Source organism: Anaerococcus tetradius, assembly GCF_947087635.1.
GTDB lineage: Bacteria > Bacillota > Clostridia > Tissierellales > Peptoniphilaceae > Anaerococcus > Anaerococcus tetradius.
The window spans coordinates 44,399-65,404 of record NZ_CAMUDP010000002.1 but is presented as its reverse complement, the minus strand read 5'-3'; the positions used below and the strand labels follow the sequence as shown (position 1 = coordinate 65,404).

Sequence of the window (21,006 nt, the reverse complement as noted above, 5' to 3'; positions counted from 1 at the left end):
CAAGATGTTAACAGGTAAACAAAGAGCTTTTCTTAAACAAGAAGCCCACGATTTTAAACCGATTATAAATATAGGTAAATTTTCAGTAACTGATGATTTAATTAAAGCTATTGATGAAGCACTTCAAGCAAGAGAGCTTATTAAAATCAAAATCCTAAATAATAATATGGATGATCAAGGTGAAATTATAGATACTATAATTGATAAGACCTCTTCTGAATTTATATCACATTTAGGTTCGATTTTTACCTTATATAGAAAAAACGAAGACAATAAGTACGGACTATAATGAGAATTGGACTATATGGAGGGACTTTCGATCCCATTCATACAGGACACCTAATTGTAATAGAAAATGCAATTAACTTTATGAAGCTTGACAAAGTTATTATTCTTCCAAGTTCTAATCCTCCACACAAGAAAAACAAGAAAAAGACCGATACTAATATTAGAGTAGAAATGGTTAGTGAAGCTATAAAGGACAATGATAAAATTGTCCTTTCTACTTTTGAGTCAACAGATGATACTATAAGATATACCCATGAAACAATTAGATACTTTAAGGAAAAATTTAACAAAGATGATGTTTTCTATATCATGGGTGAAGATTCTTTCCTAACTATTGATACCTGGAAGAATTACACGGATATTTTAGGTGAAAAAATAATAGTTTTTACTAGAAGCAATATAGATGAAGATAGTGAATTGGTTAGAAAAGTAGATGAAATCAGAAAAGACAATCCAAATATTTTCCTAATTAATAATTTGAATATTAATATTTCATCAACTCTTATAAGACAATTGGTCAAGGATAGGCTAAGCATAAAGTATCTAGTTAGTGATAATGTTAAATATATTATCGAAAAAAGAGGTTTATATGTTTGATTATGATAAATACAAAGCAAAATTAATTAATGATATTGGAGAAAAACGATATAAACATAGCTTAAGAGTAATAGCATGTGCCTTAGAATTATCCAAAAATATGAAAATTGATAAGGAAAAAGTTAAACTAGCTTGCTTTCTACATGATTGTGCGAAATATAACGAAGAAAAGTATCTGAAAGAACTTGATGTTGATTTGCCAAAAGAAGTGGATATCAGGAATTCTATGCCAGTAGTTCATTCTTTTTTAGGAGCAGAAGTTGCAAAAAAAGTGTATAATGTAAAAGATAAGGATGTACTTGAAGCTATCAAATATCATACGACTGGTAAAGAAAATATGACCGATTTAGAAAAAATTGTATTTATAGCAGATGCGATAGAAGAGGCTCGATCTTATCCTGGCGTAGAAGATATTAGAAAGAAAGCTTTTGAAAATTTAGATGATGGTATTTTAGCGTGCTTGAATCATAATATAAAGTACTTAATTGATATTGATAGTTTTATTAATCCTTTAACTATCAGTGCAAGAAATTATTTAATAAGGGAGAAAAATGGATAAGCTAGATATAATATTAAAAACATTAGACGATAAATTAGCTGAAGATGTAAAGGTTATAAATCTTGAAGGCTCTTCAATCGCTGATACATTTGTATTAGCAAGTGGCGCTAGTATTAATCAAACAAGGGCCTTGGCGGATTATATTGAAGATGATTTAGAAAAAGAAGGCTACTCTTTAATTTCTAAAGAAGGTTTGAGAGAAGGTGAATGGATTCTCCTTGATGTTGGAGATATTATTGTTCACATCTTCACGATGAAAAATAGACAATTCTATGATTTAGATAATTTGTGGGAGAAATAATCTCCCAAATCCTTCTAGGAGTATTTTATGTCTGAGGATAAAAAAGATAAGATTATATATGGATTAATAATTGCAGTTTTTTTATTGCTTGCAAATTTTTTATATTCTAAAGATGTTACTGGGCTTTTTAATAAGTCTGAACAAATAAACATAGAAGATCAAAATGACCTAGAACAAATAGATGATAAAAGTCAAAAGCACGAAGCTGTTGAGAAAGTCCCTAAAGAAAAACTCGATAAGAAAGTTTATATTTCAGGTGAAATTAAAAATCCTGGAGTTTATGAGATTGAAGATGGAGAAAGACTTGAGGATTTGATTAAAAAAGCAGGTGGTATGACTGATCAGGCGAATGATAAAACACTAAATCTTGCTGAAAGATTAGAAGATCAGATGAAAATTTACATACCTAACAAGAATGAAGACAATTCAGAGGAAAACAATGATTCTAATCAAGTCAAAAGTGGACAAACTAGTGTAAAATCTGCCTTAATTAATATTAATACTGCTAGTAAGGAAGAATTGATGACTCTGCCAAATATTGGTGACAAAAGAGCTGAATCTATTATTGAGTATAGAAAGAAAAATAGATTTGAAAAAATTGAAGATATTAAAAATATTAGAGGTATAGGCGATAAGTATTTTGAAGCCTTAAAAGATTTGATTACAGTATAGGTGAAATATAATGAAATTATCTACAAGAGGCAGGTATGGTTTAAGGGCTATGTGTTATTTAGCTAGTAACAGTTCTAGGGGATATATTTCTGTATCAGAAATTAGTGATAAATTAAATTTATCCGAAAATTACTTGGAACAATTAATAAGACTCTTAAAAAAAGAAGGATTAATTTCATCGGCTAGAGGACCTAAGGGTGGCTATAAGATAACTAGAGACCTTGATGAGCTAACAGTTGGTGATATTCTTAGAGTGCTAGAAGGCAATATAACAATAAGTGATTGTGTTAGCGGAGATGTTAATTGCGATGATAAGTGCGATGCTTATTATGTCTTCGATAAAATTGATAAAGTATTAAATGAAGCAATCGATTCAATAAGTTTAAAAAATATAATTAATCAGGAAGTTTGAGGTAAAAAGATGAAAAACTTAGGTATGAACGAATTAAGAAGCAAATATTTGAATTTTTTTGGAAATAAAAAGGGACACACTCTCTTAAAGTCGTTTCCATTAATTCCTATAGATGATGATTCATTGTTGTTAATTAATGCAGGAATGGCTCCTCTAAAGAAATACTTTACTGGTGAGAAGAAAATGAAGAATAATAGAGCTACATCTTCTCAAAAGTGTGTTAGAACTGCAGATATAGAAAGAGTTGGTAAGACTGAGCGTCATGGAACTTTCTTTGAAATGTTGGGTAACTTTTCTTTTGGAGATTATTTTAAAAAGGAAGCAATTTCTTGGGCTTACGAATTTTTGACAAAAGAACTTGAGATTTCTAAGGATGATTTGTGGGTTACTGTATTTAAGGAAGATGATGAAGCCTATAATATTTGGCATGAGCATATAGGTATTGCTAGTGAAAGAATTCTTAGAGAAGGCAAAGAAGATAACTTTTGGGAACTAGAGGTTGGACCTTGCGGACCTTGTTCAGAAATATTTGTTGACAGGGGAGCTGATAGAGCTATAGATGAGAATGATAATAAACCAGGTAATGATAATTCAGATAGGTTTATGGAGGTTTGGAACTTAGTATTCACACAATTCAATAAGGATGCTCAAGGAAACTACACACCACTTTCTCATCCTAATATTGATACTGGAATGGGCCTTGAAAGAATTGCCATGGTACTTCAAAATAAAGATAATATTTTTGAAGTAGACGTAATGGCAGCAATTATCTCAGAAATTGAAAAACTAGCTAATAAGAAATACAAAGAAAATAAGAAAGACGATGTATCAATAAGAGTAATTGCCGATCATTCAAAGGCTATGACATTTCTAGTATGCGATGGGGTCATTCCATCTAACGAAAAAAGAGGCTACGTTCTAAGAAGATTAATTAGAAGAGCTTATAGGCACGGCAAGCTACTAGGAATAGATGGAGAGTTTTTAACAAAGATTGTAGATAAGGTAATAGATACTTACAAAGTCGAATATGATGAACTAGAAACTAATAGAGATAAGATTAAAGATATAATTAGAGATGAAGAAGAAAGATTCCAAAAGACTATTGAGCAAGGACTTGAAAGACTCAATTCATTAATTGATACTATAGAAAGAGTGCATGGAAAACTATTAGACGGAAAAGAAGCTTTCAAACTATATGATACTTATGGTTTTCCATTGGATTTGACAAAAGAAATCTTGGAAGAAAAAGATTTAGATGTTGATGAAAAAACCTTTAATGATCAAATGCAAATTCAAAAGCAAACAGCAAGGGATGCTAGGAAAAAAGATGCTGGTTGGTCATTAGATAATATTAACACAGATGGATTGGCTAAAACTGAATTTATTGGATATGATAAGCTTGCTATCGAGGCAGAAATATTAGATATATTTGAAGAAAATAGTGAAGCTTCTTCGATAAGTGAAGGAAATAATGGTATAATAATAAGTGATAAGACTTCATTTTATGCTGAAGCTGGTGGTGAAGTCGCTGATACAGGAATAATTTTTAACAATTCTTTCAGAGCTAAGGTTATAGATGTTCAAAAACAAAAAGACATATATTTCCATTATGTAGAAGTTTTAAGTGGCGAAATCACTAAGGGCCAAATCGCAACATTTGAAGTGGATAGGGATAGGAGATTTGATATTCAAAGAAACCACTCAGCTACCCACTTACTTGACCAAGCTTTAAGGGATGTTTTGGGAGAAGGTATAAAACAAGCAGGATCTCTAGTAGATGAATATAAATTAAGATTTGACTTCTCTTATAACAAAGCTATGACCAAGGAAGAAATCAAAGAAGTTGAAGATATAGTCAACAGACAAATAGCTAAACAAGAATTAGTTACCAAAGAAATTGTTGATTATAAACAATCTCAACAAATGGGTGCTATTGGTTTATTTGAAGATAAATATAAGGATAAGGTTAGGGTAGTTTCTATGGGAGATTATTCTAAAGAATTATGTGGTGGTTGCCATGTAAATTATACAAGTGATATTCTAATGTTTAAGATTAACCAAGAAACATCAGTTTCTGCCGGAGTTAGAAGAATTGAAGCTGTTACTGGTAGAAAAGCTTATGAACTATTAACAAAATCTAAAAATAGCTTAAAAGTAATTGCAAGTAAGCTAAATACAAATGTTTCTACAATAATTAATAGGATAGAAAGCCTTGAAAATGAAATAGAAAATTATAAGAAAGATATCAGCAGACTAAAATCTAACAACAGTTCGGATATTGTTAACGAATTGAAAGCAGATGTAAAAGAAATAAAGGGTATAAATTTATTAGTCAAGAAGTTTGATAATGTTCCTATGGATGAATTACGTGATTATGAAAATAGGATCAAAAATTCATTCGACAATCTAATTATAGTATTTGCGTCAGTAAGCGATAAAATAGTATTTACAGTTTCAGTAGATGATAATTTAACTAATAAGTATAATGCTGGCAAAATTGTAAGGGAAATCGCACAAATTACTGGTGGTAACGGCGGTGGCAAAAAGAACTTTGCTCAAGCTGGAGGAAAAGATATTTCTAAGCTTGATGAAGCTTTGAAAAAAGTCAGTGAAATAATTTAAAGGAGATATTATGACTGATAAGAATAACTTCAATGAGACCATGCTATTTAAAGCAGATAAAGATCAAGAAAAAGATATTAGAGAGATATTGACAACAGTATATAAAGCACTAGAAGATAAGGGCTATAAGCCAACAGGTCAAATAGTAGGCTATTTATTATCAGGCGATCCAACTTACATTACAGCCCATGGTGGTGCTAGAAAGTTAATAAGAACAGTAGACCGTGACAGAATACTTGAAGAATTACTAGAGAAATATATTAATGAGTAGAATAATGGGTCTAGATGTTGGTAATAAAACAATTGGGGTTGCTCTTAGTGACCCTATGTTTTTGCTAGCTAATGGTCTAGAAACGATTAAAAGAAAAAATGCCAGTTCAGATATAGAAAGACTAAGAGAAATAATCAATGATAATGATGTTGAATTAATTGTAGTTGGTCTGCCTAAGAATATGAACAATACCATTGGCCCTCAAGCAATGAGAGTCATGAGCTTTGTTGATCTTATAAAAAAACAAGTAGACATAGAAATTGTTTATCAAGATGAGAGAATGACTACTATTCAATCAGAAGCAGTGCTAATTGACATGGATGTAAGACGTGAGAATCGTAAAAAATACATCGACAAAATAGCTGCAACTTTCATACTACAAACATATTTGGATAGGAGAAAAAATGGATAAAATTATTTTACTTGATGAAGAAAATAATGAAGTCGAATTCGAAATATTAGATACATTCGGAGTTGATGAGGCAAATTATGCTGCCTTAAAACAAAAAGGTGATGATTTAATACTTATAGTTGAAGTGATTGAAAATAACGGAGATGTTGAATTTAGAACTATAGAAGACGAAGATTTACTGGATGAAATCATCGGAATTTACGAAGAAATGAAAGAAGATCTAGATGAATACTAATCAAATAAGAAAGATTTTTGAAGAGAATAATCAAAAATTCACTAAACAAAGGGAAATTATCTTTAATGCAATGAAAAATTCTGAGGCAAAACACATAACACCTGAAGAACTTTTTTCAATTGTTCACCTTGAACATAAACAAGTTGGTATTGCTACTATATATAGAACTTTAAATATATTTGAAGAGTTAGGTATAGTAAACAAGCAAGAATTTACAGATCAGGCTTATACTTATGAGCTTATAGATCCTAAAAATGATCACCATGATCATATAATATGTACAAGTTGTGGAAAAATAATTGAAGAAGAATTTTTGTCAAAAGATGAAATGAAAGAATCTTTAAAAAAGGAATTTAATTTTGATTTAGATTATTATTCATTGAGGATTTTTGGAACATGCTCCGATTGTCAAAAAAAGAAGGAGTAAAAATGCAAAATGACAAAAAATTAAGGATAATCCCACTAGGTGGATTACAAGAAGTGGGAAAAAACTGTACATTGGTAGAATATGGCAATGATATGATTATGATCGACTGCGGGCTTACTTTTCCTGATGCGGAAATGCTTGGTGTCGATATAGTTATACCAGATTTTACCTATGTAGAGGAAAATAAAAATAAATTAAGGGGGATTTTTGTAACTCATGGTCATGAAGACCACATAGGTGCAATCCCATATTTTCTAAAAAATGTAGATACCAATGTGTATTGTTCTAAGCTAACAAAGGGTCTACTAGAAAATAAATTTAAAGAACATGGCCTAAATCCTAATAAGATAAAGATGGTTAATGTAAATAATACTGTCAAGGCTGGATCATTAAGTGCAGAGTTCATTAGAGTAAGTCACTCTATACCAGATTCTTGTGCTATTGCTGTAAGGTCACCTATTGGAACAGTAATATTTACTGGTGATTTTAAGATGGATTTTACCCCAATAGACAATGACCCAACAGATATACAAAGGTTAGCTGAATTAGGTAAAAAGGGTGTATTAGCTCTATTTGCAGACAGCACTAATGTTGAAAGAGAAGGTTATTCATTAAGTGAAAAAACAGTAGGTGACACCTTTATTCAAATATTTGGAAGGGCTAAATCAAGGATAATAGTTGCTACATTTGCGTCAAATTTGCATAGGGTACAACAAATTATATATGCAGCAGAAAGATACAACAAGAAAGTTGCTCTTTCTGGTAGATCTATGCTAAATAACGTAAGAATTGCTAGTGAATTAGGATATTTAAAAATCAAAAGCAACACAATCATAGATATGAAGAATATCAAAAATTATGCTGACGATGAGATAGTAGTTCTATCAACTGGAACTCAAGGTGAACCCCTATCCGCCCTAACTAGGATGGCCAATAAGGAACATAAGCAAATTAATCTAAACGAAACAGATACAGTTATCTTATCTTCATCTGCTATACCTGGAAATGAGATGGCTATTAATAATACTATTAACAACCTAACCAAAATTGGATGTAAGATAATCTATTCGTCATTAGCCAAGGTTCATGCTTCAGGTCATGCTTGTCAAGAAGAAATAAAGCTTATGTATCAATTAACAACACCAAAATATCTAATACCTGCCCATGGTGAAGTAAGACAACTTCAAAAACACGCAGAAATCGCTGAGGATATGGGTCAAGCAAAAGAAAATATCCTCATTGGTAAAAATGGTGATGTTTATGAGTTTACCAAGAAGACTGGAGCAATCAATGGTAGGGTTCAAGCAGGAAATATTCTTGTAGATGGTTCTGGCATTGGTGATGTTGGAAATATTGTCCTAAAAGATAGAAAACACTTATCTGAGGATGGATTAATGGTTGTATCATTAACATTTGATAAGCACACTCAACAACTATTAGCTGGCCCTGAAATAGTATCTCGTGGTTTTGTTTATGTCAAAGAAAATCAAGATATTATTGAAAATGCAAAAGATGTTGTATTAAGATCAATTAAAAAGTGCTCTGACAAAGACATTCGCGCTATAAGTCAAATTAAGTATAAGATTAGAGAGGACTTAAAATCTTATATTTATAATGAACTTGGACGTGATCCAATGATATTACCTGTTATTTCTGAGCTTGAAAGCAATGAATCCTATAAATAGAGAATATATTACGTCATTTATTGATGATTTGCTAGAAGACATGGATTTTTTAGAACTAAGAAAGTTTGCAGAAGAAAATTCAGTCCCCATTATGAAGGTAGAAACAAAAGAATTTTTGAAAAGTTTAGTCAAAATGAAAAATCCTTCATCTATTCTAGAGTTCGGAACTGCAATAGGTTACTCGTCTTTAGTGTTTGAAAAATATAGCCAAGCTAAAATAACTACTATTGAGTTATCAGAAGAAATGGCAAATATTGCAAGAGATAATTTTGAAAAATATAATGCAAATGTCAATTTAATAAATGATGATGCCAAAAAAGCCTTGACTAATCTAAATCAAGGCTTTGATTTTGTTTTTATAGATGCTAATAAATCTAATTATAAATTTTACTTCGACTATGTCGATAAGAATCTCCTCAATGATGGTGGAGTAATAATTTGCGATAACATACTCTTTAGAGGTGAAGTTTGTAATGATGATCTGATTGAAAAAAGAAAGATTACTATAGTCAAAAGACTAAGGAAATTTCTTGCTTATATTACTAGTAGGAATGATTATATAACATCAATTATTCCTATTGGTGATGGAATAAGTATAAGTTGTAAGGGGAAAAATTATGAATAAGAAAGTTGAATTACTTGCGCCCGCTGGGGATATGGAAAGATTGGAAGCAGCAATTAAATTTGGTGCCGATGCGGTATTTCTAGCTGGTGATAGCTTTGGATTAAGAGCCAATGCTAAAAATTTCGATAAAGAAGAATTAAAAAAAGCGGTAGAAATAGCTCACAAAAACAATGTAAGAGTTCATGTTACAATGAATATATTACCTCATGATGAAGACATGAAGGGCCTAGTAGAATATCTGGAGTATTTGGACTCTGTAAAAGTTGACGCTTTAATTATATCTGATCCAGGTATTTTTTCACTAGCTAAGGAACATACAAATATTGACCTTCATATTAGCACCCAGGCTTCAGTAACTAACTCTTTTACTGTTAAGTTTTGGCATGATATGGGGGCTAAGAGGGTAATACTAGCAAGAGAACTTTCCTTTGAGGAAATTAAGGAAGTTAAGAAGAATGCTCCTGAGGATATGGAGATTGAATGCTTCATTCATGGGGCTATGTGTATATCATATTCTGGCAGGTGTCTATTATCTAATTATATGACAGGAAGGGATGCGAATAGGGGTGATTGTGCTCAATCATGCAGATGGAAATATTCCATTCAAGAAGAGACAAGGCCAGGTGAATATTATCCTATAGAAGAGGATGGTAGGGGTGGAACCTTCATCATGAATTCCAAAGACCTTTGTCTTTTAGATGAGATTGATAAGTTGATAGAAATAGGCGTAGATAGCTTCAAAATCGAAGGAAGAATGAAGACGGCTTTCTATGTTGCAACTGTAATTAGAAGCTATAGACAGGCAATAGACGCTTATTATGATGGTAAATTCAACGAAGATGTAGCTAAAAAGTATTATAAGGAAATTACTAAAGCTAGTCACAGACATTTCACAAAAGGATTCTTTAATAAGAAACCTGATGCAAATGATCAAATTTATGAAAATTCATCATATATAAGAAATTATGATTTCATAGGAGTTGTGCTTGCTTATGATAAAGATAGTAAAATAGCTACAATAGAGCAAAGAAATAGATTTTTTCTAGGTGATGAGATAGAAATATTTTCTAACTCTCCAGATTTTTATGAATTTAAAATTGACAATATGAAAAATAAAAAAGGTGAGGACATTGATGTCGCAAACCAACCTAAGGAAGAAATTCTTATTAAAATCGACTATCCTTTATCCAAGGGCGATATGTTAAGGCGAAAAATCGAGGAATAAAAAATATAAAAACCCGAGTTCATTAGTACTCGGGCTTTTATGTAAAACAGCTTAATCTTCTGATGGATTTTCGGAAAAATCAGCTCTTGTTCTACGAGCTTCTACACCTACATTTGAATTTTCATCAGCTTCGTCAGTGATGCTTCTTAGATTTTCTTGATCTGGACCTAGTTTTCTATCTAGAGATTCTCCACCTGCGTTTTTGTTAGTTTCCCTAACTTTTTTATCAAGTTCAGCGTTTCCTCTGTATTGATTTGTGTTATTTACTTTATTTTCGTCTGTCATTGAATATCTCCTTTCCATATCAATTATCTTCACACTTATATTATAACATATTTATATAAAAATTTCATTAGATATCGTTTGCTATGATTTTTATTATCTCAATTATAGTCTCACTAGCCTTAATCATATGTTCAATTGGAATTAATTCATAAACTCCGTGATAGTTCATGCCACCAGTAAAGATATTTGGTGTTGGTAAACCCATGAAAGATAGCTTAGAACCATCTGTTCCTCCTCTGATAGGCTCTATAATTGGGCTGATACCCAAATTCTCCATGGCTTTTTTGGCGTAGTCAACTATTTTCATATTTTTTTCAATTATTTCGCCCATATTATAATAGGAATCGTTTAATTTAATATTAATTATATTACCATATTTTTTGTTTAAGAAATTTGCATTATCTTTAAATTCTTTTTTCATGGCTTCAAACTTATTCCTATCATGCTCTCTAATGATATATTCCATCTTAGTGTTTTCAATATCACCATTAATACTTAAAAGATGAAAGAAACCTTCGTAGCCTTCTGTATGTTCAGGTCTTCTTACATCCCCCAAAAGATTGTCAAATTCTCTAGCAACTGTAATTGAATTAATCATAGTATTTTTCGCTGAACCAGGGTGAATTGATTTTCCTTTAATACTTACAATTCCACTAGCAGCATTAAATGATTCATATTCTAATTCACCAAGATAGCCACCATCAACTGTGTAGGCAAAGTCAGCATCAAAAGCTTTTACATCGAATGTATCACAGCCTGTTCCTATCTCCTCATCAGGAGTAAAGGCAATCATAATATCACCATGTTCTACTTGCGGATTGTTTATTAAAAATTCGATTGCATTCATTATTGATGCAATACCTGCTTTATCATCAGCTCCGAGCAGGCTTTCTCCCCTGGTTGTTATTAATGTTAGCCCTTTAAGCTTATTTAGGATTGGAAATTCTTCGACTCTTATACTTCTTTCATCATTAAGTTTGATATCACCACCTTCATATTTTATGATTTGAGGATTATCTATTTTGCCGTACATTTCTGGAGAGGTATCCATGTGGGATAAGAAACCTACTCTTGGAATGTCTTTATTAGAATTGGATTTTAGTTTAGAAAATACGAATCCTTCTTCATTAATGTTTGCTTCTAATCCAAGTTCTTCTAGTTCTTTTTTTAATTCTTTAGCTAAGACAAGTTGTCCAGGAGTGGATGGTTTTTGCCTTTCTCCTTTGTCTGGATCGCTTTTAGTATCAAATGTTATATATTTCAAAAATCTTTTTGTTATATTTTCCATATTACACCTTCCTTTCTTTTAATTATACTCTAAAGATTGTAAAGTTAGCGAATATTGGTATATTAAATAGAGAAAAGGTGGGATTATGAATAATAAAAAACTTAAAATGATTGTTGAATCTAAAATTCCTTCTTATGGAACAGACCATGCAGCAGGTTTAGATTTATATTCATATACAGATAAAGATATAATAGTTAAAGCAGGAGAAACAGTTAAGGTTCATACTGGTGTTAGGGTAGAGATTCCAGAAGGATACTTTGGAGGAGTATATCCTAGATCTTCTACAGGTGTAAAAAAACAACTTATGCTTTCTAATACAATTGGTGTAATTGATTCTGATTATAGGGGCGAGATTATGGTGTTCTTTTATAACTATGGCAAGGAAACACAAGTCATAAAAAATGGTGATCGATTAGCTCAATTAGTCATACAACCATACCAAAGGTGTGACATAGAGCTTGTAGATAATTTGAATGACTCAGCCAGGGGAGAAGATGGATTCGGTTCAACAGGTCAGTAATGAAAAATAGGATGTATAAAAGATTTAAAAAGAACAAGTATAAGATATATTTAAGCTTAATAAGCCTAGTATTGGCAATTTTTCTGATTATATTTGTTAAAAATACGATATCTGATTATTATTTGAAAAAATATGATAAAGAAATCATTGTAATTAGGGATAGCGATAATATCCAACATTCTTATTCTTTAAGAGAAATTAGATCGCTTAAAGCTATAAAACAGAAGGTTAGAATAAATAAAGGGCTTGAAGTTGTTGAATTAACAGGAGTTGCCCTAGAAAAACTCTTAGGTGATTTAGGTTATAATCTAGAGGAAGCTCCAGATTTACTTATAGAGGATTCTAATGGTAATACTACTACTTTTCCGATGTCTGTTGCTTTGGAAGTAAATAGGGTTCTTCTAGTATATAAGATTAATAACAAAGCTAACAGGGATTATGATGATTCAATGGGAACATTTTCGATAATAGATACTACAAGCGATAACAAATCCTCTTGGGTAAAGGACGCTAAGCTTTTAAATATACAGTAATACTCATGTTAGGCATGAGTATTTTTTTGCTAGGCTATAAATTTATGAAATGGAGTTAAAATGAAGAGCAATTTTAAGTACGATAAACTTACTCCTATGCTAAAACATTATGTAGATGTAAAAAATGATTTTAGAGATTCTATACTCTTATACAGGGTAGGCGATTTTTATGAAAGTTTTTTTGATGATGCGATTATAACAAGTAAGGCCTTATCTCTAACTTTGACTGGTAAGGATTGCGGACATGAGAAAAAGGCACCCATGTGTGGAGTACCTCATCATGTTATTGATAGCTACGCTTTTAAGTTGGTAAAGCAGGGCTATAAGGTGGCCTTATGTGATCAGGTAGAAGATCCTAAAGAAGCTAAGGGGCTTGTAAAAAGAGCTATAACTAGGGTAATTACTCCTGGTACTATTACTGATATGGAATCCTTGGATAATAGGGAGAATAATTATCTTTTATCATTATTTCAAAATGATTATGGTCTATCTATAAGCTATTGTGATATATCTACTGGTAAACTAGTTTGCCTTGAAATAAAGGGACTTAGTTCGTCTTTAGCAAAAAAGGCAATAGATCAAATTGAAAGAATCAATCCTTCAGAAATCCTAATTAATTCAGATTTTTCAGATAATGTATTGAAAAGATATTTCAATGATAATGAAATCTTTCTTAATTATATAGAAAATCCAAAGGACTATCTTAATAGAGCAAGTATGATTAAGAATCATCTTGGTGAAACGAATTTCAAAAAAATCTCTAATATGAGATTAGCTATCTTGTCCTTAGCTAATTTAATTGATTATATTTATAAGTATCATAAGGATAACCTAAGCCACATTAACAATATTGAAGTTTTAGAAATAAACGATTATATGCAGCTTGAGGCAAATACAAGAAGGAATTTGGAGCTCCATAGAAACTTAAATAATAATACCAAAGAAAACACACTTTTAAGTATTTTAGATAAAGCCGATACCGTGATGGGATCTAGGCTAATAAATGAATATTTGGAAAGACCTCTTATTGATAGGGATAAAATAAATAGGAGACTTGATATAGTTGAAAGCTTCCTTGAAGATAGGATTCTTTCTAACAATATTTCTAATATTTTATCAGATGTTTACGACCTAGAAAGACTTATTGCAAAAATATCCTACAAAAGAGCAAACGCAAGGGATTTTATTTCGATAAAAAACTCTATAGCAAATATGCCAAAACTTAGAGAAATACTAGAAGCAAGTGAAAGTGAGCAAATAAGAAATATAGCTTTAAATCTGCCAGATGTTAGCGATATATATGAACTGATTGATAAAGCTATTGTAGATGATCCGCCCCTAGGGATAAGCGAGGGTGGGATAATAAAAGATAAATACAATACAGAGCTTGATTCTCTAAAAATAGCTTCTAAAAATGCTCAAAGCGATTTGATTTTATATGAAAATGAGGAGAAAGAAAAAACTGCTATTAAAAATTATAAAATAGTTTTTAATAAAAATAATGGTTATTCCATTGAAATAACTAAGGCTAACTTGGATAAGGTCCCAAAAAACTATGTCAGAAAACAAACTCTAAAAAATCAAGAAAGATATACTAGTGAGAGATTGGAAGAGATTGCTAATATAATTTTGGGTGGAAAAGATAAGCTTAATGAGCTAGAATATAAGATTTTTTCAAATATTAGAGAAAAAATACTGGCAAATACTATAAAGTTACAAGCTCTCGCTAAGATGCTTGCTATGATTGATGCCTTGAACACATTTGCAAAAATAGCCCTAGAAAATTCTTATATAAGGCCAAAGCTAAGAGATGACAATATTATAAAAATTAAGGATGGTAGACATCCGGTTATAGAAAATAATCTAAAAGAGAATGAATTTATTCCAAATGACACCGACATAGGTAGTAGAGAAAATCTTATTCAAATAATAACTGGGCCTAATATGGCTGGTAAATCGACTTATATGAGGCAAATGGCAATAATTATAATCCTTGCTCAAATCGGATCCTTCGTACCTGCAAGAGCTTGTGAAATATCAATTTGTGATCAAGTTTTCACAAGAATTGGAGCAAGCGATAATATTTCTAAGGGCGAGTCGACCTTCATGTTAGAAATGAATGAGGTAAGTAATATATTAAAAAATTCTACTAAGGATTCTTTTGTAATATTAGATGAAGTAGGTAGGGGAACCTCTTCTGATGATGGTCTTAGTATAGCTATGGCTATAGTCGAGTATCTAAGTAAGCACAAGAAAGTTAAGACTGTATTCGCAACACATTTTCATGAACTAACCATTCTAGAAGATGAACTAGAAAATGTAACAAATCTTAAAATAGAAATATTAGAAGAAAATAATAATCTAGTATTTTTAAGGAAAATAAAAAAGGGTAAATCTGATAGATCGTATGGAATAGAGGTTGCAAAACTAAGTGGTTTGCCTAATGAAATAATCGATAACGCTAAAATAATTATGGACAAATTATCTACGAATGAGATATTTGAAATAAATAAAAGTAAGGAATTATCATCTTCTATCGCAGATATATCAAATCAAAAAATACTTGCTATAAAAAATCTTGCTTCAGCTGTAGATATAAATAGCTTAACACCAATAGAAGCGATTAATAAACTAAATGATTTATTAAAGAAAATTGGAGAATTGTAATGACTATAATAAAATTAGACGATCAGACTATCGAAAAGATAGCAGCTGGTGAAGTTATAGAATCTCCAGTTTCAATCATCAAGGAATTAGTCGAAAATTCTATAGATTCTGGAGCGGATACTATCACCGTCGAAATAAAAAATGGTGGTAAGACTTATATAAGGGTTACAGATAATGGTTGTGGAATAGCAAGAGGTGAGATTGAACTTGCCTTTAGTAAACACGCTACATCAAAGATTAAAGACTTTAATGATTTATATGATATATATTCCTTAGGTTTTAGGGGTGAAGCTCTCGCAAGTATTGTCACTGTTAGCCAACTAACCGCTATAAGTAAAACTGATTTTGAAGATATAGGAAGTAAGATAAATTTTGATAATGGTAAATCTTCTTTAACAAGTATAGCTACTAATACGGGAACTAGTATTGTTGTTAAAGACTTGTTTAGAGATATACCTGTTCGTAGGAGATTTCTTAAATCTGATACGATCGAAGCAAATCGTATAAGTAGACTAATGTACGCTTTTGCTATTGGTTATAAAGATATATCTTTTAAATTTATAAAAAATGACAATATTGAATTTTCAACTAATAAAAATGAGGACTTGAAAGTAAGAATCTCGAAACTCCTTGATGATAGTTTAGGTGAAAATTTAATTAGCCTTAAAGCTAAAAATGATATCTACAAAATTAATGGCTATATATCTAATTCTAACTATTATAGGGGCAACAGATCCTTGCAATATATCTATATTAATAATCGCCTAGTTGATAGTGACTTGATTAGGGCTAGGATCGAGCTAAATTATAGGGGTCTTATTCCTAATGCTAGATTTCCAGTTTATTTTATCTATATTAGTACTAATCCTAAAAATCTCGATGTTAACGTTCATCCTAATAAGAGGAGTATTAAGTTTTCCTATGAAGATGAACTTATAGAATTAATTGATGGAACTCTTAGCATAAAATTAGGGGAGAACAATAGGGCCAAAGAGATAGATGTAAGGACAGAAACTAGCGAAGATTTAATGGATTTTTCTGATTATGGACAAATTCTCAATAAATATAACAAAGTATCTTCTTTCGCCAAAGAAGAGAATAAGAGTAATTTGTACAAAACTAAAGAAAAAAAAGATTATAAATCTAAGTCGCTTGATGATTTCTTTAACAATAATATAGAATTAGACGTTCAAAATGACAGTATTGAAGATAAAAGAAAAATATCTATTTCAAATAAAAATCAGCCTAAAGAAGAATTCGAAGAACAAACATATTTGGAGGACTTTGAGTTTTTAAGCTATAAGTGTTCTATTTTTAATAGATATTCCTTATTTGAAAAGAAAGATGAACTTTATATTTTAGACCATAGAAGGGCATCGGAGAAGATTAACTTTGATAAGTTTATTAAGCAATTATCCAATAAATCAATTGATAAACAAATTTTACTAGATCCTATAATAATAAAGTTAAATAGAAATGATTTTGAAAAATTTAATAGTAAAAAAGAACTCATAAATAACTTAGGTTTTGACGCTGAAATTATAAGTGATGAGTCAATAATTATAAGGTCAACTCCTTTTATTTTTGAAATTCCAGAAAATGATAAATTTTTCTATGATCTTATTGATATTGATTATGATAGGGATGTAGATTATCTTTATAACAAGCTTAGAAAACTGAACCTTTCATATATTTTTAGGAAGGGAGATAAGATTGGTGAAAAAGAGGCTTTCGCCTTAATTAAAGGCCTATCAGCTATGGCTAATCCATATAAAACTAGCGATGGCAAAGCAACTCTTATAAAAATAAATGAAAAAGATGTGGAGAAATACTTTGAAAAATAGATTAATAGTAATAACTGGCCCTACAGCTAGTGGAAAAAGCGATATAGCAATTAATCTTGCAAAATCTTTGGAAAGTCAGATAATATCAGCTGATAGCCAACAAGTTTATAGATATATGAATATTGGTACAAACAAAACAGAAGACATTTTTGAAGTTGATCACTTTATGATAGATTTGATTAATCCTGATCAGCCTTTTTCTGTTGAGGATTTTTCAAGAGAGGCTAGAAGTTTGGTAAAAAAAATCAATGATAATAATAGAATTCCTATAGTAGCAGGTGGTACAGGTTTTTATATAGATTCATTAATTTATGAGATGAATTATGGTCAAGTTAAGAAGGATCAAGGATATAGAAATGAATTACAAGCCCTTGCCATTGATAAGGGTAATGAATTTTTATATAAGCGTTTATCTGAAATTGACCCTGAAACTGCCAAAAGATACCATCCTAATGAAGTTAATAGAATTATTCGAGCCTTAGAAATTTATCATCTAAGTGGTAAGATTCCTTCAGATATTAGGAGCGGAGAAAGAAAATTAAATGATAATATTAATCCTCTAGTGTTTTTTCTAAATTATGATAATAGAGATCTGTTATATGAAAGAATCAATCATAGAGTCCTTAAAATGATAGATGATGGGCTAGTAGAAGAAGTGAAATATTTAGTTAGAAAATACAAGCTAACTGATAAATCTCAGTCTATGTCAGCAATAGGCTACAAAGAAGTACTAAGCTTCTTAAATGATGAAATAACTTACGAAGAAATGATTGAGCTAATTCAAAAAAACACCCGACATTATGCAAAAAGGCAAATAACTTGGATGAAGAAATATCTAGATTATGGATTTACCCATGAAATTAAGATGGATAAGTTAACTAAAGATGATGCAAGTGATATAATTTTAAGTATAATTTTAAGTATAATAAAGGGAGCTTATGATTTATAAAAATATTTACGACAATTATAAAATAGATTACAATTTTGATGAAGAAATCAAAGATATAGAAAGTTCATTGCATGAAGAATTTTTGAAAATTGATGAAATTTCTGAGTATAATCAACTAAAGGTTTTAAGTTCCTTAAAAAAGAATGACCTTCAAACATCAGACTTTATGCAAGCTACAGGTTATGGCTATGCTGATGTGGGAATGGATAAGATTGAGGCTATATTTTCAGATATTTTTAATACTGAGGATGCCTTGGTTCGTCCGAGCATAGTTTCAGGAACTCATGCCTTATCTATAGTTTTATTTTCGCTATTAAATAGCGGAGACCAGATGGTATCGATAACTGATGACCCTTATGATACAATGCAACAGGTTATTGGAATTGCAGGTAATAAAAAGGGAAATCTTTTAGAAAAAGGTGTTATATATGATAAATTAGCCTTAGATGATGAAAATAAAATTCAATATGACAAAATCAAGGATCTTGTAACATATACAACAAAGATTGTATTGATACAAAGGTCAACTGGTTATACCCGAAGAAGAGCTTTTACTATTTCTGAAATCAAAGAAGCCATTATAAAAATAAGACAAGCTAATCCTACGGCCATAGTTTTTGTAGATAATTGCTATGGTGAATTTACAGAAACTCTAGAACCTACTGAAGTAGGTGCAGATATTGTTGCCGGATCTTTAATTAAAAATTTAGGTGGTGGTATAGCCATTACAGGTGGCTATATATGCGGTAAAAAAAATCTCATTGAATACTGCTCAAATTACTTGACAGCTCCCGGAATCGGAAAAGATGAGGGGTTAAGTTTTGGTACAAATAGGCTAGTTGCGGAGGGATTATATTTTGCTGCTCATATTGTAAAAGAAGCTATGAAAGTTGCTATCTTATTTGCTAAAGCCTTTGCTAAATTGGGCTATGAAGTAATCCCAAAGACCGATGACCCAAGATCAGATTTAGTTCAATCAATAATATTAAGAGATCCTGATAAGGTCAAGACTTTCTGCAAGGCTATTCAAGAAGCTTGTAGTGTTGACTCTAACTTCGTTCCCGAAGCTTATCCTATGCCAGGCTATGAAGATCCAGTTATAATGGCTGCAGGAGGTTTCGTAGAAGGAGCTACATCTGAATTATCAGCTGATGGTCCATTGAGAGCACCATATATAGTTTATTTGCAAGGTGGTCTTAACTACTATCATGGAAAACTTGCCTTAAAGATTGTACTAGATAGATTCAAAAAAGAAGCTTATATATAAACTTATAAAAGCTCAGCTATAATCCTGTAATTTTAAGGATATAGTTGAGCTTTTATATATCTATATTAGAGAGAGGATTCTTATTTACAGCATTTTTTAAATCTTCGTCATCGAGGTGAGTATAAATCTGAGTGGTCGAAACATTTGCATGTCCTAAGATATCTTTTAATGCTCTTATATCTACATTTCCATACTTATACATTAGGGTCGCTGCCGTATGTCTCAACTTGTGGGTTGAGTAAACACTTACATCAAAGCCTGCTTTTTTTAAATATTTATCTATAGTACTTTGAACAGCCCTATTAGAAATTCTTTTTTTTCTTGTTGAGATAAATAGGGCATCAATATCAATGTTTTTAACATATTTACCTCTAACTTCTATATACTTTTCTATTAGATCTATACAATTACTGGTTAAATAAATAGTTCTTTCTTTATTGCCTTTACCAATAATGTTAAAATGCTCATTTGAAATATCCCTTAAATTAACACTAACAAGTTCAGAAAGTCTCATGCCAGTAGTAAGGAAAGTAAATATAATAGCTAAATCTCTACATTTTAAGAATTCGTTTTGTTCTTCTTTAACAGTTTCGAGCAATTTCTCAGTTTCTTGTAAGGTTAGATAAACAGGTTGCCTTTGACTTATCTTTGGGTTAGTTAATTTATCGCTAATATTTGTATCAATAACTTCAATCTCGGAAAATAAATATTTATAAAAAGATCTTATGGCAGAAATTTTTCTAGACCTTGTTGAAGCTAAGTCACTTTTGTCATTATCCAAGTAACTTAAATAAGAATAGAAGTCCTGCAAGGATAAGGTCTCAAAGAATTTGGGGTCAACAATTTTATTAATCGATTCAGGGTCGAATTGTTCATCAAATCTCTCAAAATCACCATAATATATTTTTCTGACAAGCATAAACCTAATCATAAGATTCAAATCATAATTATATTCTCTAATTGTATTAGAAGATAGGCCTCTAATAGATTTTAAATAATTAAGATAGTCTGTTAATATAATTGGTGAAATGATTTCTTTCATAAATTCCTCGGTTTAGCTTAAGAATATTGTTCTTTAATAAAATTGTACCTCTTTCTAGGTAAAAATACAATTATTGCACAAAATTATTATTTTGTGCAATAATTTATCTATGATTGACTACTCCTCTTTTATAAAATCACATAATACTCATTCGATCTTTTATTTAGTTCGATTAAAACTTTTTAGTATATATTTTCCTATAATAATGGCTAGAACAGCATTAAGGTATCTTCTACTCAATAGTAACCAACATCTTTATATTTTCCTATATTACTAATGA

The 21,006-nt window shown here is 30.8% G+C and carries 23 protein-coding genes; 20 read left to right on the top strand and 3 right to left on the bottom strand.

Annotated elements, in window-relative coordinates:
- Positions 1–4: 4 nt before the first annotated feature.
- From yhbY to P6936_RS00950, 14 genes are read left to right on the top strand one after another with little or no spacing between them, the layout of a single operon-like run.
- Positions 5–289, top strand: a complete 285-nt coding sequence (yhbY, locus tag P6936_RS01015; protein WP_276880594.1) for a ribosome assembly RNA-binding protein YhbY — start codon at positions 5–7, stop codon at positions 287–289.
- Positions 289–885 carry a nicotinate (nicotinamide) nucleotide adenylyltransferase gene (gene nadD / locus P6936_RS01010; protein WP_276880593.1) on the top strand — a complete coding sequence of 199 codons (597 nt, stop codon included), beginning with the start codon at positions 289–291 and terminating at the stop codon, positions 883–885. Before yhbY ends, nadD begins: the two co-directional genes overlap by 1 nt.
- Entirely contained in the window at positions 878–1,444 is a 567-nt protein-coding gene (gene yqeK / locus P6936_RS01005; protein WP_276880592.1) for a bis(5'-nucleosyl)-tetraphosphatase (symmetrical) YqeK, read from the top strand. The genes nadD and yqeK overlap by 8 nt, the downstream gene beginning before the upstream one ends.
- The gene (gene rsfS / locus P6936_RS01000) at positions 1,437–1,745 is read left to right on the top strand and encodes a ribosome silencing factor (RefSeq protein WP_060929578.1); all 309 of its coding nucleotides are present in this window, start codon (positions 1,437–1,439) and stop codon (positions 1,743–1,745) included. The genes yqeK and rsfS overlap by 8 nt, the downstream gene beginning before the upstream one ends.
- Positions 1,746–1,772: 27 nt before the next feature.
- A complete protein-coding gene (locus tag P6936_RS00995) occupies positions 1,773–2,417 on the top strand; it encodes a DUF655 domain-containing protein (RefSeq protein WP_276880591.1) in 645 nt (214 codons plus the stop codon).
- Between the two features lie 10 nt (positions 2,418–2,427).
- Complete coding sequence (locus P6936_RS00990) at positions 2,428–2,829, top strand: RrF2 family transcriptional regulator (RefSeq protein ID WP_004835989.1); 402 nt, start codon at positions 2,428–2,430, stop codon at positions 2,827–2,829.
- Between the two features lie 9 nt (positions 2,830–2,838).
- Positions 2,839–5,451 (top strand): alanine--tRNA ligase, encoded by a 2,613-nt coding sequence (gene alaS / locus P6936_RS00985; protein ID WP_276880590.1) that lies wholly within the window; start codon positions 2,839–2,841, stop codon positions 5,449–5,451.
- Between the two features lie 10 nt (positions 5,452–5,461).
- Positions 5,462–5,722, top strand: a complete 261-nt coding sequence (locus P6936_RS00980) for an IreB family regulatory phosphoprotein (RefSeq protein WP_004835987.1) — start codon at positions 5,462–5,464, stop codon at positions 5,720–5,722.
- On the top strand, positions 5,715–6,134 hold the full coding sequence (gene ruvX / locus P6936_RS00975) for a Holliday junction resolvase RuvX (RefSeq protein ID WP_004835986.1): 420 nt from the start codon (positions 5,715–5,717) through the stop codon (positions 6,132–6,134). The genes P6936_RS00980 and ruvX overlap by 8 nt, the downstream gene beginning before the upstream one ends.
- Positions 6,127–6,369 (top strand): DUF1292 domain-containing protein, encoded by a 243-nt coding sequence (locus P6936_RS00970; RefSeq protein ID WP_060929576.1) that lies wholly within the window; start codon positions 6,127–6,129, stop codon positions 6,367–6,369. The genes ruvX and P6936_RS00970 overlap by 8 nt, the downstream gene beginning before the upstream one ends.
- On the top strand, positions 6,359–6,796 hold the full coding sequence (locus P6936_RS00965) for a Fur family transcriptional regulator (RefSeq protein ID WP_060929575.1): 438 nt from the start codon (positions 6,359–6,361) through the stop codon (positions 6,794–6,796). The genes P6936_RS00970 and P6936_RS00965 overlap by 11 nt, the downstream gene beginning before the upstream one ends.
- A gap of 2 nt (positions 6,797–6,798) precedes the next feature.
- Entirely contained in the window at positions 6,799–8,481 is a 1,683-nt protein-coding gene (locus P6936_RS00960) for a ribonuclease J (protein ID WP_060929574.1), read from the top strand.
- On the top strand, positions 8,465–9,106 hold the full coding sequence (locus P6936_RS00955) for an O-methyltransferase (RefSeq protein WP_276880589.1): 642 nt from the start codon (positions 8,465–8,467) through the stop codon (positions 9,104–9,106). The genes P6936_RS00960 and P6936_RS00955 overlap by 17 nt, the downstream gene beginning before the upstream one ends.
- On the top strand, positions 9,099–10,331 hold the full coding sequence (locus tag P6936_RS00950) for a peptidase U32 family protein (RefSeq protein ID WP_060929572.1): 1,233 nt from the start codon (positions 9,099–9,101) through the stop codon (positions 10,329–10,331). Before P6936_RS00955 ends, P6936_RS00950 begins: the two co-directional genes overlap by 8 nt.
- 51 nt (positions 10,332–10,382) lie before the next feature.
- Here the strand turns inward: P6936_RS00950 and P6936_RS00945 are convergent, their stop codons facing one another.
- Positions 10,383–10,616, bottom strand: coding sequence for a hypothetical protein (locus P6936_RS00945; RefSeq protein WP_060929571.1), 234 nt, complete (start codon positions 10,614–10,616; stop codon positions 10,383–10,385).
- A gap of 67 nt (positions 10,617–10,683) precedes the next feature.
- Positions 10,684–11,904, bottom strand: a complete 1,221-nt coding sequence (pepT, locus tag P6936_RS00940; RefSeq protein WP_060929570.1) for a peptidase T — start codon at positions 11,902–11,904, stop codon at positions 10,684–10,686.
- 85 nt (positions 11,905–11,989) lie between these two features.
- Between pepT and dut the strand changes: the two genes are divergently transcribed.
- Genes dut through P6936_RS00910 form a run of 6 tightly spaced genes read left to right on the top strand, consistent with a single transcriptional unit; the run spans position 11,990 to position 19,684 of the window.
- Entirely contained in the window at positions 11,990–12,424 is a 435-nt protein-coding gene (gene dut, locus P6936_RS00935) for a dUTP diphosphatase (RefSeq protein WP_060929569.1), read from the top strand.
- The gene (locus P6936_RS00930) at positions 12,424–12,957 is read left to right on the top strand and encodes a hypothetical protein (protein ID WP_004835974.1); all 534 of its coding nucleotides are present in this window, start codon (positions 12,424–12,426) and stop codon (positions 12,955–12,957) included. The genes dut and P6936_RS00930 overlap by 1 nt, the downstream gene beginning before the upstream one ends.
- A 60-nt stretch (positions 12,958–13,017) precedes the next feature.
- A complete protein-coding gene (gene mutS / locus P6936_RS00925) occupies positions 13,018–15,624 on the top strand; it encodes a DNA mismatch repair protein MutS (RefSeq protein ID WP_060929568.1) in 2,607 nt (868 codons plus the stop codon).
- Positions 15,624–17,468: a DNA mismatch repair endonuclease MutL gene (mutL, locus tag P6936_RS00920; protein WP_276880588.1), complete on the top strand. Its 1,845-nt coding sequence runs from the start codon at positions 15,624–15,626 to the stop codon at positions 17,466–17,468. The genes mutS and mutL overlap by 1 nt, the downstream gene beginning before the upstream one ends.
- Positions 17,458–18,417: a tRNA (adenosine(37)-N6)-dimethylallyltransferase MiaA gene (miaA, locus tag P6936_RS00915; protein WP_276863396.1), complete on the top strand. Its 960-nt coding sequence runs from the start codon at positions 17,458–17,460 to the stop codon at positions 18,415–18,417. The genes mutL and miaA overlap by 11 nt, the downstream gene beginning before the upstream one ends.
- Positions 18,407–19,684 carry an aminotransferase class I/II-fold pyridoxal phosphate-dependent enzyme gene (locus P6936_RS00910; RefSeq protein ID WP_276880587.1) on the top strand — a complete coding sequence of 426 codons (1,278 nt, stop codon included), beginning with the start codon at positions 18,407–18,409 and terminating at the stop codon, positions 19,682–19,684. The genes miaA and P6936_RS00910 overlap by 11 nt, the downstream gene beginning before the upstream one ends.
- Positions 19,685–19,736: 52 nt before the next feature.
- Here P6936_RS00910 and P6936_RS00905 read toward each other — a convergent pair whose 3' ends face one another.
- Positions 19,737–20,726 (bottom strand): tyrosine recombinase XerC, encoded by a 990-nt coding sequence (locus P6936_RS00905; RefSeq protein ID WP_276880586.1) that lies wholly within the window; start codon positions 20,724–20,726, stop codon positions 19,737–19,739.
- Between the last annotated feature and the right edge of the window lie 280 nt (positions 20,727–21,006).